The organism is Acidocella sp. C78 (genome assembly GCF_907164655.1).
On the sequence record NZ_CAJQZK010000060.1, the window covers coordinates 287,646 to 302,309 of the forward strand.

Genomic DNA, 14,664 nt, shown 5'->3' on the forward strand with positions numbered 1-14,664 from the left:
GTTTCCCCGTCTGGAAGAGGCGGGGGCGAACGGAGTGTTGGACATGGCGTTTTTGAGCATTATCCGCCGGTGGCATAAGCGTGAGCATGTGCCGATCCGAGAGATTTCCCGGCGCACAGGCGTGTCGCGGAACACGATCCGCAAATATCTTCGGTCTGATGTGATTGAGCCGAAGTTTCAGGTTCCGGACCGGCCGAGCAAGCTTGATCCTTATGCCGAGAAGCTTTTGGCGTGGCTGCGCCGTGAAGCTGGCCGGCCGCGCAAGCAGCGGCGGACGGTCAAGCAGCTATACGGTGATCTCGTCAGCCTGGGCTATGACGGTTCCTACAATCGTGTGGCGGCCTTTGCCCGGGCTTGGAAGGGGGAGTGCCAACGGCTGCAGCAGACCGCCGGCCGGGGAACCTTCGTGCCCTTGGCCTTTGCGCCTGGCGAGGCGTTCCAGTTTGACTGGAGCGAAGATTTTGCGATCATCGGTGGCGTCCGCGTCAAGTTGCAGGTGGCGCACACCAAACTGTCGCATAGCCGGGCGTTCATTGTTCGGGCCTATCTGCTGCAGACACATGAGATGTTGTTCGACGCGCATAACCACGCCTTCCAAGCTCTCGGCGGCGTACCGCGGCGCGGGATTTACGACAACATGCGCACCGCCGTTGACAAGGTCGGCCGTGGCAAGGAGCGCAGCGTCAACGCCCGCTTCCTGGCGATGACCAGCCATTATCTCTTCGAGGCCGAGTTCTGTAATCGGGCCGCCGGTTGGGAGAAGGGGCAGGTTGAGAAGAACGTCCAGGATGCACGCCACCGCCTGTGGCAGTCCATGCCTCCGTTCGAAAGCTTGGACGCCCTGAACGACTGGCTGGAGCGGCGCTGCCGGGAGCTGTGGGAGCAGACCGCGCATGGCAACGAGCCGGGAACCATTGCCGATGTCTGGGCCAGCGAGGTTGAGAGCCTCATGCCTGTGGGCCGTCCGTTCGATGGGTTCGTGGAACACACCAAGCGGGTCTCCTCGACCTGCCTGATCCACTTGGAGCGTAACCGCTACAGCGTGCCGGCCTCTTTTGCCAACCGGCCGGTCAGCCTGCGGGTCTATCCCGACAGGCTGGTGGTGGCGGCGGAGGGGCAAATCATCTGCGAGCATCCGCGCATCATCGACCGGACGCACAACGGCCCAGGGCGCACTGTGTATGACTGGCGGCATTATCTGGCGGTGATCCAGCGCAAGCCGGGCGCCTTGCGCAACGGTGCGCCGTTCCTGGAATTGCCCGATGCCTTCAAGCGGCTGCAGCAACATCTCCTGCGCCGTCCTGGCGGTGACCGGGAGATGGTGGAGATCCTGGCCCTGGTGCTGCACCATGACGAGCAGGCGGTGTTGGTGGCGGTGGAACTGGCGCTGGAGGACGGCGTGCCGTCCAAGACGCATATCATCAACCGGCTCCACCGGCTGATCGACGGCAAACAGGCTCCGCCTCCGGTCATCACCGCGCCACAGGCACTGACATTGGCCAATGAACCCAAGGCTGACGTCGAGCGCTACGATAGCTTGCGCCAATCTGAGGAGGCCCGCCATGCGTCATGATCCCGCCACCGGCGCGCTCGTCATCATGCTGCGCAGCCTCAAAATGCACGGCATGGCACAGGCCGTCGATGAACTGGCCCAGCAGGGTGCCCCGGCCTTCGAAGCCGCCATCCCGGTACTCTCCCAGTTGCTCAAGGCCGAGACCGCTGAGCGCGAGGTCCGCTCCATGGCCTATCAGTTCAAGGCCGCCCGCTTCCCGGCCTATCGCGACCTGGCCGGCTTCGACTTCGCCAGCAGCGAGGTCAATGAGGCCCTGGTCCGCCAGTTGCATCGTTGCGACTTCATCGAACCCGCCGACAATGTCGTGCTCGTCGGCGGCCCGGGCACGGGCAAAACCCACATCGCCACCGCGCTCGGCGTGCAGGCCGTCGAGCATCACAAAAAGCGCGTCCGCTTCTTCTCCACCGTCGAGCTGGTCAATGCTCTGGAGCAGGAAAAAGCTCAGGGAAAGGCTGGGCAAATCGCCGGCCGTCTGATCCATGCCGACCTCGTCATCCTCGATGAGCTTGGCTATCTGCCCTTCAGCGCCTCAGGCGGAGCTTTGCTGTTCCATCTGCTCAGCAAGCTCTACGAGCGCACCAGCGTCGTCATCACCACCAACCTGAGCTTCAGCGAATGGTCCGCCGTCTTCGGCGACGCCAAGATGACCACCGCGCTCCTCGATCGCCTCACCCACCACTGCCATATCCTCGAGACCGGAAATGACAGCTTCAGGTTCAAAAATAGCTCCGTGCAGAAATCCCAAAAACGAAAGGAGAAAAATCCAGCCTTGACCCCATCATGAAACTCAAATCATAAACTATGGGCGGGTCAAATCTCGATGGAATTCCCGGGTCAGATCTCAGCGGAAATCAACAGCATCGGGCAATTCCAGGAACGGCGCACCGTTGCGCAAGGCGCCCGGCTTGCGCTGGATCACCGCCAGATAATGCCGCCAGTCATACACAGTGCGCCCTGGGCCGTTGTGCGTCCGGTCGATGATGCGCGGATGCTCGCAGATGATTTGCCCCTCCGCCGCCACCACCAGCCTGTCGGGATAGACCCGCAGGCTGACCGGCCGGTTGGCAAAAGAGGCCGGCACGCTGTAGCGGTTACGCTCCAAGTGGATCAGGCAGGTCGAGGAGACCCGCTTGGTGTGTTCCACGAACCCATCGAACGGACGGCCCACAGGCATGAGGCTCTCAACCTCGCTGGCCCAGACATCGGCAATGGTTCCCGGCTCGTTGCCATGCGCGGTCTGCTCCCACAGCTCCCGGCAGCGCCGCTCCAGCCAGTCGTTCAGGGCGTCCAAGCTTTCGAACGGAGGCATGGACTGCCACAGGCGGTGGCGTGCATCCTGGACGTTCTTCTCAACCTGCCCCTTCTCCCAACCGGCGGCCCGATTACAGAACTCGGCCTCGAAGAGATAATGGCTGGTCATCGCCAGGAAGCGGGCGTTGACGCTGCGCTCCTTGCCACGGCCGACCTTGTCAACGGCGGTGCGCATGTTGTCGTAAATCCCGCGCCGCGGTACGCCGCCGAGAGCTTGGAAGGCGTGGTTATGCGCGTCGAACAACATCTCATGTGTCTGCAGCAGATAGGCCCGAACAATGAACGCCCGGCTATGCGACAGTTTGGTGTGCGCCACCTGCAACTTGACGCGGACGCCACCGATGATCGCAAAATCTTCGCTCCAGTCAAACTGGAACGCCTCGCCAGGCGCAAAGGCCAAGGGCACGAAGGTTCCCCGGCCGGCGGTCTGCTGCAGCCGTTGGCACTCCCCCTTCCAAGCCCGGGCAAAGGCCGCCACACGATTGTAGGAACCGTCATAGCCCAGGCTGACGAGATCACCGTATAGCTGCTTGACCGTCCGCCGCTGCTTGCGCGGCCGGCCAGCTTCACGGCGCAGCCACGCCAAAAGCTTCTCGGCATAAGGATCAAGCTTGCTCGGCCGGTCCGGAACCTGAAACTTCGGCTCAATCACATCAGACCGAAGATATTTGCGGATCGTGTTCCGCGACACGCCTGTGCGCCGGGAAATCTCTCGGATCGGCACATGCTCACGCTTATGCCACCGGCGGATAATGCTCAAAAACGCCATGTCCAACACTCCGTTCGCCCCCGCCTCTTCCAGACGGGGAAACAGTCAAACATGGGTCAAATCTCAGTGGAAAAATCCGGCCTTCCCGGGTCAGATCTCAGCGGAAATCAACACATGGCGACGTGAGCGGTTTCCTGAAATCGCCAGGCAGGCCAAGTCCTGTGGCGGCGAGGTCTTTTTCTGGGACGAGTCCGGCTTTCGGGCCGACGCCGTGCATGGCAAGACCTGGGGCGTGAAGGGACAGACGCCGATCGTCGAGCGTCCGGGCCAACGGCAATCGATCAGCGCCGCCTCGGCGGTGACAGCCCGCGGCGGGTTCTGGTATTGCACTTATGAAGGCGGCCTGAATGCTGAGTTGTTCGTAGCGCTGCTACGCCGGATGATGCGGCACCGCACGAGGCCGGTGCACCTGGTCCTCGACGGGCTGCCTGCCCACAAAACAGCGCTGGTGAAAGCCTACGTGGCGTCGACCAATGGAATGCTGACGTTGCATTTTCTGCCAGGCTACGCCCCTGACCTGAACCCAGATGAACTGGTCTGGAGCCACATGAAGCGGACGGGCGTCGCCCGGACTCCGCTACGCCAAGGCGAAAAGCTTCAGGACAAAATCGAAGCCCAACTCGCCGCCATCAAGCGCAAACCACGTCTCGTGCAATCATTCTTCAAAGCACCAACTGTCGCCTATATTACCGACTGCTGAGTAATATTAACCGATACCTGAATCCTATGCCAATTCGACAAAGTCTGATTGATCACCCTGGCGTTGCACCCGAAAGATCGGGTTGCGCATCAAATCTCGCGCTGTGACTTGGATGGCGAACGGGAACAAGGCTGGGTGGTCGATGAGATGAGAGAACGGCAAACCCTTCCCGTGCGCCAGCAAGACGGCGTGTAGAAGCAACTGGCCGATGTCATCTCCCAGACTAATTCGGTAGGCCGGGCCAACGATGGCCCCATGCTCTTCGCCGGCCCGAAGCAGCCCCCAGTGAGTCAAAGACCGGAGTACATGCTGAATGGTGCGCTCAAGCGTAGAGCGATCTCCCCAGGTCTCAGTCATGCGTCGTTTGATTTGCGATCGATTAGCTTGGCCATGTAGTTTGATCAGTTTCCCGACCTGGGTCGCTACATCGAAAAAGAAGGGATGAGTGCCAGCAACCATCGCCCAATGGATCCCGATCCGCTTTTCGCCAGACGCACTGGTCACGCATTGCAACGCGGCACGCTTTAGGGGTTCAGACGGTATTGGCACGGACACCCAGATCCGGGTCAAAACAGTGAGAGTCTTTCCGCGACTGCTATTGTTGGTCGTGCCCGATTCAACACCTTCCAGAAATTCCCAGAGAAATTTCCTCGTGGCATCTGGCGACTCTCCAGTCAGCACTCGGGCGACAGCGGCGTCCAGCCACTCAGCAGCAATCGTTCGGTCAAACCCGATTCTTCGTCTTTCGGGCATGCTCATTCCGCCTTTGCGATGGTGATAAACGGAACAATCACCTCCTCAATACATATCCCGCCATGCGCCACTGTTCGCTTTCCCTCGCCGATGAAAGCACGGAGCGCTGGAGCAACTAGAGCAAGGTAGTCCTCAGGCAATCCGATGCATGGCCATTCCAGTGAGCCCGGATATTTCTCACCGACATTCGACCGCAACAGCGCGTCCGAGAAAACATGCACGCGTTCGCCACGTTCATCGGCGGTCGCACCCACATTTGGTTTACCGATACCTACGCCCTCGACGTTTCCGTGATCAGCGGTCAGGATCAACTCAAAGCCACGTTCGAGCATCGCGTCCAGGAGCCGCCAGAGGGATCCTCGCTTCGCCCAATGTCGGACCCCCGCGTGCATCCCATCGGTTCCATTGACGATGCCGTGGAGCATCTGATCAATGGTCCCGACGACGATGCCGGCGACTCTGCATCTGGGCTGATCGATCTTTTCAATTACCCTTTTTATGAACGCATCGTCGTCTTCAAGGGTACCCTGGCAGGCATAGACGGCGTCGCCCTTGCGAACGCCGCGATCGTCCCAGAACCGCGTCCAATGCTGCTCTTCCTTGCGCGTCGTATCCAGGCTTTGGCCGAAAAAGAAGGGCGGATCACCCGCGAAGATTGATTGACGAGATACAGAGGTCAGCGTCGGCACCCAGGCGAAGAGGCCGAATTCCTCCGTGAGCCATTTTCGTGACGGCATCTCCTGGCGGACAACTGCCCACTGGTCCATGGCGAGGCCGTCGATAACGATCACGGCAAGCTTCCGCGCCGGCCCCTTCGCCGCCATCCGATGGGCCATGTACCGCGGTATCTGATGAACCATGGCCGGCCGCGGTAGATACGACAGACTGTGCAGGGCGCCATAGTGCGCTACCATCCATTCCTGGAAGCGCTGCTCGATCTCGCGGTGTGCCGTCTCGAACCGTGATTTGTCCTCTGGTGGCAAATCCTCGGGCAGTGACCAGCGGAGCGCCACGACCTCGGCCCATCGTGTCGCGGCTTGAATCCACACCTGGTGATCGCTGTTAGGCAACGGGCTATCAGCCTGCAGAAGCTGCAGGAGTTTTCGGAAGCGCGAAGTCAGGTCCGCGCCTGTAGACCCCGCGACACCAACAGCCATCCATGACCCTGCGACGAGTGAACGGGAGATGCCGTCAACTGGCGTCAGCAGGCCATCGGTAAATAGGTTATCGACATAGACACGAACGTCGTCGTGGTCGAACGGTAGATCCACGGGACCGGAGAACTGAAGACCGTAGGGCTCGGCTTCTTCGCGCAGTCCGCTTGGCGGCAATGCCAAGCGCTGACGTACGAATATCGGCCACCGTTCCTGCAAAAACTCCAGGAAATTTGCTCGATTTGGGACGATCTGATCGAGCGGCCATTTCAGCCATCGATCCGTTGATCGCAACAAATGGATCAGTCGGTCGTCCAGAGACTTTGGAATGATCTTCCCGCTATAATGCCGTCGCAGGAGCGCACGAAGGAGCTCCGCGTCATCCTGGATCTGCGCAGGATCGAGTCGGAATACGTGGCGCAGCAGAAAGTCACGCGTGGCGTTCTCACCCAGGGGCTCGGGTTTGAAAAGTTGCTGGGCCGCGGAAACTGCATCGAGGTCACCCCGATCCAACTCTGACAGCACATGCGGAGCTAAGGACGGGAACAGTTCCGCAAGACTGAACGAGAGCAGACGGCGGTCGCGTTTGGCCTGCTCAAGGAGGTCGAACGGAAGGCCACTCACATCCGATCGCGTCGCTCGCAAAACGACAACGAGGTTGGTGTCCCTCCCATTGTCCCAAACCTCACGAAAGCGCCGCTCATAGGCGTAGCGGAACGCGACGTGATCCTCGAACGGGACAATCTCGAATCCGCGCTGGCGAATACCGTCAATAACGCCCTGCTCGGTCAGCAGCTCATCCGGGTCGGCGACGACGGTGAGGCGTGCGACCGTGGCGATGTCGGGCGTGAACTGGGCAAGTATGGGATCTCGCCAGGTACTGGCGGCGGCATGAGCGATCATATGCTCTTGCCTATCGGTGACACGCGGGCCATCAGAACGGCCGCGAGATCCGGTAGAGCGGTTTCCCTCACTGAAAGCTCTCGGGTCCAGGCCTGCTCCTCGTCAGCCAAAATTCGGAGCCGGTAATTCCGGACCTGTGGCAAGCCCAAACGCTCAATCGCACGTCGACGCGACGCAAACGCGTGGCTACCCTTCTTGCGCTCGCGAAGGATACTGAGCTGGTGAGCCGCCAAAAGTTCTTCGAAGACCGCTGCCCCTTGCGTTTCGGCGGCGCTCCGGCTGGCGTTGTACGCCCGCAACGCAGGCGCGTCGGATAGATCGTCGGCCGCTTGGCTCAGCCCAACCGGAAGGTCGATCAGACGGTCCCAAACCGTTCGCGCAGTCGGACCAAACACACGACCATCGTCGCTCACGAACAGCGCGAGGAAACGCTGCTCCCGCCCGCCGGCTGTGTGCAGGCTGATCCGCCACAACGACCAGACGCCAGTTGTTTTGTCGGAGACATCTGGAATCACAACGGAGGGAATCGGTTGCCCTGGCGCAAAGACGGGCAGGCTGTTTATCAGGCCGCGAACCCGCTCATCTTCGAGAGAAATCAGCGTCGCGCCTGGCCGATCGGCATCGTCCCGATTGAATACGGCGCACGGGCTCGTGTCGCCATTCGGCCACCGCAGATCAAAGCCGACAGCGGCGGCGGTCGCGGACGCCACGGTCGGCTCCTGAGTGCGGAGGAATCCGAGCGTCAGCCTTTCTGTCCAATACGGCATTTGGTGATTAGCGATATGCTGCGCGGCCGATGGGTCCAGCTTTTCGGTCGCATTCAGCAGACTGGAGCCTGCACGCGCTTCCTCCGCCCGTCGCCTGATCTCGTCCGCGACACCCGCCGCGCGTTGTTCGGCATCTTCCGGCGCTATCATGGCTTGGGCAAACAGAGCCTCGAAAGGCACACCGCCATCCTCGGAATCGAGCACGTCGGCGAGTTTGTCGACACCAAATTCCTCTAGGATTCTTGCCAGTTTCTCTTCCAGAACCTCACGGACGCGTAACTCCACCGTGTCCGCGAGCGCGAAGTTCATCGCCCGCACGATGTGCTTCTGACCGATACGATCGACACGGCCGATCCGCTGCTCGATCTTCATCGGGTTCCACGGCAGATCGTAATTCACGATCACGTGGCAGAATTGAAGGTTGAGACCTTCGCCACCAGCGTCCGTTGAGATGAGGATTTGGGCGTCGCCGGCAAACTGCCTTTGCGCCTGTCGGCGCTCCTCCAGACCCATCCCGCCGTTGAGCACGACGACGTTAAACCCGCGCCGTTCCAGGAAATCGGCGAGCATGGCCTGGGTCGGAACGAACTCCGTAAAAATCAGAACCTTCAGGAGCGGATCGTTTTCCTCACGCTGTTGCTGCTGGATTCGCTCAAGCAGTGCCACCGCCTTCACGTCTGGGCCGCTGGCCTCACAACGGCGGGCGGCCGACAGGAGCAGTTCGACCTCCTTTCGCTCATCCTTCAAGCCCTTCAGGCGCGTCTTCAGAATGGTGTCGAGCTGTTGCTGGCCGTCGAGAGACGACCACTCCTCGGCCATGTCTTCGGGAAACAATGAAAGCTGCCCCTGGGGTAGCTCGAGCACTGTAAGCCGTCGTTCCAACGCGGTTCGGATCGCCGCCGTGCTTGAGGTGATCAAGCGCTGCATAAGGATCATCAGGAAGCCGACGGCCGTCTGCTTTTCCTTGATGGCGCGGTTGTAGCCGTCGCGCACATACTCGGTGACCGCCTCGTAGAGAGCCCGCTGCTCTGTGTGCGTGGCATCCCACTCGATTGGCACGAGCTGCGTGAAGCGCGGCTTGAAAAGCGGGTTGCCCGCGGCGTCAATCGCGCGACGTTTTTCAGTTCGAATGACAAAGGGACCGACGGCTTCCCGCGAAATCGCGTCATCTCCCGGCAGCATATCCGGATCGAGAAACCGAATGAGCCTGCGGAACGCATCGGACTTGCCTTGGTGCGGTGTCGCCGAAAGCAGCAGCAGATATGGCGCCGCCTGCGCCAGCGCGTCGCCTAACTTGAACCGGGCAACCTGTTCAGTGCTACCGCCAACCCGATGCGCTTCGTCGATGATGATCAGGTCCCAACCAGCCGAAACCAAATCCTCGAACCGCTCACGGTTATAGCGGGCGAGTTGCTCCTGGCTCCAACCGCGTCGAGCGTCCATCGGCTTCACCGAGTCGAGCGGGCAGATCACCTGGTCGTGCATGCGCCAGAGGTTTTCATTTTCGTCGATAGCGCCAGCTTGCCGCAACGCGGCCAGGCTGCTCGGAAGGATGAGGCGAAAGTCCTCCCCAAAATGCCCTTTCATTTCCGACTGCCACTGCAAGACCAAGCCAGCGGGCGCGACGATGAGAATCCTGCGAACGAGCCCCCGAATTTTCAGTTCGCGCAGGATCAGGCCGGCCTCGATCGTTTTGCCGAGACCGACTTCGTCGGCAAGGAGATAGCGGATGCGGTCGCCGGAGATCGCCCGCTGGAGCGCCAGTAGCTGGTGCGGCAGCGGGATGACGGTACCTTCCAACGGCGCGACCAGCGCGTCGCGCTCCAAAGCGTCCGCGATGCGCGCACCGGCGCTGACATAGGAAAGGCGATCAAGCGGATGGGACCCGCCCGCTTTCAGCGGGATAAGGCGCTTCTGAAGAACCCTGACCGCCGTGTCCCGGCGCGGCAGCCACACCAGACAGCTCGCCTGACCCCACAGCGTTTCCGTATCGACAACGCGGCAGGGTTCATCGTGATCAATGCTGTGCCACCACTCGCCAGCTTGCATGGATCACCTCACTCATCACCGAGGCGCATGCTCGCGACATCGTAGTACATCAGCAGCTTTTCGTCTTCTTGCAGGACGTTTTCTGGAAGCTTGGCGGCGACACTGACAATCGTCTTGTAGTCCTGACCGTCATATGCGGCTTTGAAGCCCGCACGAACGGCCTCGGTACGGAACATCTTCAGTTTACGTTCCTTCGCTTGCTTATATGCCTCGAACTCTTTCAGGAGAGTTTTCTCGCGAAGCTTCTCCAAATCGCCTTGCTTCCCTGGATCGGGCACGTACCAGCGATCTGCAGCCTTCGCGGTCAGTGTGGGATCTTCTTTGGCGAGATTGCGGAGCTCTTTGAAGTTTGTGGACAGGTAAGAATGGATCTGACTCGGGACCGGTCCGCTGCCGTCGTAATGGATACAATTCTGACGAAGAATTTCCTTAAGCTCGACCGTCTCCTCGTGTTTTGCCCAATTCTGGATTTCGCGCATGAATGCAGGCTGGAGATCCTGGAAGCTGCGCGGCTTGTCCTGAAGCTCGCGACGCACCCATTGGATGGCACTCGCCTCGTCGATGACAAAAAGGCTGAGCTGGCGAAGCTCGGCCGCGGTATTTCTCTTGCGGTCATACTCAGCAACCTGTGTCGGCAGGAAGTACATGCTATCCCGCTCGGGATAGCGTTGGGTCAGCCCAGACAGAAACTCCGAGGTCGAAAGCGGCACAGACAGTTGCCGTTGAACATGAAATGCCACCATCCGATCGTGAAGTACCTGCGCAGTGCGTTCGGCAATCACATCCGCCACGCCCGCCACGCTGGAGAAAACAGGAACGTGTCCAAGATGCTCAGTAACGAAGGCCCAAGCGTTTTCTGGCAACGCCTCCCCTAGGGCAAAACGCCCAGCCAAAGCCTCCGTCGGCTTGTAGGCTGAAATGACAAGGTCCTGTTTGACTGCCGTGCTCGTGACTTGCCGATAGGAGCCTTGCTGCTTGTCGAGAGTCCTGACATCCGCGACAACGAAGCCGGCGGTTCCCATAGCCTCCTGTATTGCTCGCCAGACGGAATTTGCTGAATTGCTAAAGACAACCGTCATCCAGCGGCCGGGCTTCAAGACTCTCGCATACTCATCGAAGCAATCTCGCATAAGCGCTTGGTAGTCGTTAACGTCTTTCTTCTTCGCTTTATCGACTATTGCTTCCGGCTCCGGCTCCGTAATAACTCGATGCCATGCTTCGACTAAGTAATTTAGGTCTGAATAGTAAATGTTCTCGCCAAATGGTGGATCCGTGAAAATATAATCGATTGAGTTCTGTTGGAGCGGGATAAGGGCGCAGGTGCCCGTCTGCGTAGCTACAAAATATTGCCTGCTACGAAGGCCTGAAAATGTAGTTCCTAGGCGCTTCGCCTTTCCCCCCAGGACATACCATGGGCTTGGCTCTGAATTCTGAGAAGCGACGTAGTACACTCCAGTCATATACTGATTTACTTGGGAAAATCCCGTGGGGCGATATCGATTCAAGATAGACATTGTCCAGATGGCTTGCTCGACAAAGTAGAGAAGCATCGACCGAAGACGCCGGTTTTGTTCAGCATTGGCATTGCGCCAAAGGGATGCGAGAGCTTGCGCAGCACGCGGCATGAAAAAGTGATGCACATGAGTGACGCCGGCGGAGTCCATGCGGGCGCGCTCGTGAGTCATATGCATGTAAGGCAGTGGTTGGGTTGGCACCTCCGCGGGCAAAGGCATGGCTGCTATTCGATCAAGCACCGCAGCGTCAGCAGGTGTCGGAGCCTTTTCGTACCTGGCGCTGCCGATTGAATAGTCGATCAGGGCAGCTCGACGCTTGGGTGTCTTGATGGTCTTTCCAATCACCGGATCGACCCTTGTCTCATAGAGCTTTTCCAGGCGGCTCTTTGTCAGCTCAGCATTGCAGTGCGGACAAGGAAAGTGATCATGGACACGCTTAGTGGAAGGATCGAGAGCCTCTTCGACGAAGTTCACCTCACCGGCACATTCCGGGCAGGTGAAGACCTCGCTCCAGACCGTGAAATTGATGCGGCCCTTGGACTTTCCGTCGGTGTGAAGTGTCTCGTACATCCAGCCGAGTTCCTTCTCGACCTCGGCAAGGACGCGTTCCGCGGCTCTGGAAAATGCAGCGACGTCGAAAGGCAATGTGTAGTTCGCAGCGATGAAGCTGGCAGCCGGACCGAGATCGTTTAGAATTGCGCGGCGCGCGCCCCATTTTGGTTTCGGTTGCCCTTGTTGCGACCACTCCGCCTCGATCTGCTTGCGGTACTCCGCCGGTGCAGAACCGCACCATTGGGCAGCCACACCAGTCATGCCTGAGCCAGCAAAACCATCCAGCACGACATCGCCCGGATCCGTGTAGTGGAGGATCGAGGGAACGATCGCTAGGTGCGGAACCTTTGTGTGGTAACCGTGTGCCTTGTAGAGCGCATCGGTCTTCCCGACGCTTGTGTCGACTGCAAATGGGTCACGTTCGTAACGCTCTTTCGGATCATAAGTCTTACCGTACAAGCGCACGAAGTCGGCCAGGAAGGGATTGGGACACGCTGTATACCAAGGCGGATCAGACATCCGGATGATGTCCTCGTCGGCTCCCTTTGGAAACCCGGGGGTCTTCCTGAATTCAGGGTCGGTCAGTTTCTCGCGAAGGCGCTCGGTGAAAAAGGCCCGGCGTGCGTCTTCGCTATCAAATGTCATCCCGAGGCATTCGACCTTGCCCCTTTCCAGAACCTGCTGCTCCGCTGACTTTTCGACCAAGCGGAGTTGTCCAGATCCTTCAACGAAAAGTTCGCCGGTCCGAGGTGATTTGCCCCTAGTGGTCATTTGGAAGCTACCTCAGCCTTGAGTTGACGACCAACGATCTCGGCACCGACGGGGGTAAGCGAGTAGCGTTGTCTGGGATGGCGCGGGTTGTCGGGAAACTGCGGCTGCAGCAACCCGCCATCTATTAGGGGTTGCAGGTGGAAGGTCCGAAACTGGGTACGATGGGTCACGCCTAGCAATTCCATCAACTCGGTTTGGCGGCGGGGCGTGTCGCACGCCGACAGAAGCTGGCGCTGCTGCGCGGTGAGTTCGTCAACCGGGCGAGACGGCCGGCGACCACTCTCTCCCCGCGCGCGAGCTTGGTCACTGACTAAGCTCGCCGAATTCTCGGCGGCTTGGTCACTGACCAAGCTGCTGCCTGCTGTCGACTTGGCCATGCCGGGGATGGGCCAGCGATCACGGAGATGCTGGGCGAGTTCATAGCATGCGCCGTCCGACCGTTCGATCCGGGCCGCCAGCACCTGCGTCTCCAGGCGCGCCAGAACCGCCAGCGTGTCGGCGCTCCCCATACCAAGCGAAGCCCGAAATTCCGGCAAGGAGACCTGCGGCTGGCCACACAGGATTGCCAGCGCGTGCGCCTCGGCGTCTGAGAGCCTGGCACCCAGCGAAGCCTGAAATAGAAGCTGCCTCTCCGACATCAGCTCCTTCGCCAGGAGCGACAGGCGGAAGCTGTACGATGGGATATCGTTTATGATCTCCGGCGGCACCCTGCCGCGGCGGCGCCAATCGCTGAAGATCGCGCCAATTCCCGTGCCCGCCTGTTCGCTCAAACCGACGCGGCGGAACATGGCGACGATCAAAGGATTCCGGACGTCCTTGGCGCCTGGCTCAAGCAAATCGGCCTTGTGCGCGCGCGTGCAGCCCGGATTCTCGAAAACCACCCGGTCTGGGTGGAATGCGATCGTGGCGGCCCGCGTCGTCTCTTCAAAATCTTGATGCATCAGGAGATTGATCGCCGCCTCACGGAATGAAATGAAGTCTTCCGGGCGATCCTGCCGCGCCATTGTCCCCAGTTCGATCGAGAATGGCTTGGAGGCGTTCTGCGCGTAGCGATCGGCCAGTTGTTCCCAACAGGTCCAGAGGTTCTCCTCGCAGACGAGCCGATCAAGCCAGCGCCGCTCCGGAGCCGGTGCATCCCACGGGTAGTCCGCCCAACGGCAATCGACCAAGGGCCGCGGCATCATCGTGCGCAATGCGGCGCCGGTGCCGAACAGCAAGATCGCCGCCCGTGTCGGCCGAAGCCCGACTTCACGCGCGACCGCCAATGCCCAATGCTCCAGGAAGTGAGCATTATCATATGGGATGCACGGGTGGTTGGGGTGCTGGGCCTGGAAGCGCTGCCGGTATCGTTCCAGGGTCGCCGCATCCAGGCTGGCTCCGAGGTCGAGGTCAACAACCTCTGACTCATACGACGGGCCGCCGGCAGCTCTCAGGAAGCGCCGAATATCGTCCTCGTTGCATCTTTGGTCCCCGGCGCCACGCCGGATATAGCTTCGGCGGATGTCGCCATTGAGGTAAACTGGCTTATGCTGGCGCGGCGCTTCCGGTATATAGAAGACGAGCAGCTTGCCAGACTCCGTCTCGATGACGTCGTCGCTGGTCACCATCTGATAGCTGATTTTCTCGCGCGAGCGCAGCGCGCTGAGCAAGTCATTCTGCACCTTGTCCAGGGCAAGGACGCCGACGACCTCGAAGTGCTCTCGCTGCTGCTGCACCCCAAAAACCAAATGCCCGCCTGCTGTGTTCGCGAAGGCCGATATCGTCTCGAATGCATCGCGCGGAACTTCGTTCTGCGCCGCCTTCACTTCGAGGTCCGACCATTCGTACGTGTTGATGCGGGCTAGCAAA

Annotated in this window: 7 protein-coding genes and 2 pseudogenes; 3 read left to right on the plus strand and 6 right to left on the minus strand. The window is 59.9% G+C overall.

Features of this window, described 5'->3' with window-relative positions; genetic code table 11:
• Positions 1 to 43 precede the first annotated feature (43 nt).
• Positions 44 to 1,573: an IS21 family transposase gene (gene istA / locus ACIDOCELLA78_RS81935; RefSeq protein WP_201727588.1), complete on the plus strand. Its 1,530-nt coding sequence runs from the start codon at positions 44 to 46 to the stop codon at positions 1,571 to 1,573.
• On the plus strand, positions 1,563 to 2,357 hold the full coding sequence (istB, locus tag ACIDOCELLA78_RS81940; protein ID WP_013641220.1) for an IS21-like element helper ATPase IstB: 795 nt from the start codon (positions 1,563 to 1,565) through the stop codon (positions 2,355 to 2,357). The genes istA (ACIDOCELLA78_RS81935) and istB overlap by 11 nt, the downstream gene beginning before the upstream one ends.
• Positions 2,358 to 2,429: 72 nt before the next feature.
• On the opposite strand, the pseudogene istA (ACIDOCELLA78_RS81945) reads toward istB, so the two are convergent.
• Positions 2,430 to 3,653, minus strand: a pseudogene (gene istA, locus ACIDOCELLA78_RS81945) (IS21 family transposase); the annotation flags it as partial.
• 100 nt (positions 3,654 to 3,753) lie between these two features.
• Here istA (ACIDOCELLA78_RS81945) and ACIDOCELLA78_RS81950 point away from each other — a divergent pair.
• Positions 3,754 to 4,353, plus strand: a pseudogene (locus tag ACIDOCELLA78_RS81950) (IS630 family transposase); the annotation flags it as partial.
• A gap of 24 nt (positions 4,354 to 4,377) precedes the next feature.
• On the opposite strand, the gene ACIDOCELLA78_RS81955 reads toward ACIDOCELLA78_RS81950, so the two are convergent.
• From ACIDOCELLA78_RS81955 to ACIDOCELLA78_RS81975, 5 genes are all read right to left on the minus strand, one after another.
• Entirely contained in the window at positions 4,378 to 5,112 is a 735-nt protein-coding gene (locus tag ACIDOCELLA78_RS81955) for a hypothetical protein (protein ID WP_214006266.1), read from the minus strand.
• Positions 5,109 to 7,163 carry a BREX-3 system phosphatase PglZ gene (gene pglZ / locus ACIDOCELLA78_RS81960; RefSeq protein ID WP_201727591.1) on the minus strand — a complete coding sequence of 685 codons (2,055 nt, stop codon included), beginning with the start codon at positions 7,161 to 7,163 and terminating at the stop codon, positions 5,109 to 5,111. The genes ACIDOCELLA78_RS81955 and pglZ overlap by 4 nt, the downstream gene beginning before the upstream one ends.
• Positions 7,160 to 9,979 carry a DEAD/DEAH box helicase gene (locus tag ACIDOCELLA78_RS81965; protein WP_201727592.1) on the minus strand — a complete coding sequence of 940 codons (2,820 nt, stop codon included), beginning with the start codon at positions 9,977 to 9,979 and terminating at the stop codon, positions 7,160 to 7,162. The genes pglZ and ACIDOCELLA78_RS81965 overlap by 4 nt, the downstream gene beginning before the upstream one ends.
• A gap of 8 nt (positions 9,980 to 9,987) precedes the next feature.
• Positions 9,988 to 12,750, minus strand: a complete 2,763-nt coding sequence (locus ACIDOCELLA78_RS81970) for a DNA methyltransferase (protein WP_201727593.1) — start codon at positions 12,748 to 12,750, stop codon at positions 9,988 to 9,990.
• Positions 12,751 to 12,812: 62 nt separating this feature from the next.
• Positions 12,813 to 14,663 carry an RNA-binding domain-containing protein gene (locus ACIDOCELLA78_RS81975; RefSeq protein WP_201727594.1) on the minus strand — a complete coding sequence of 617 codons (1,851 nt, stop codon included), beginning with the start codon at positions 14,661 to 14,663 and terminating at the stop codon, positions 12,813 to 12,815.
• Position 14,664: the final 1 nt, after the last annotated feature.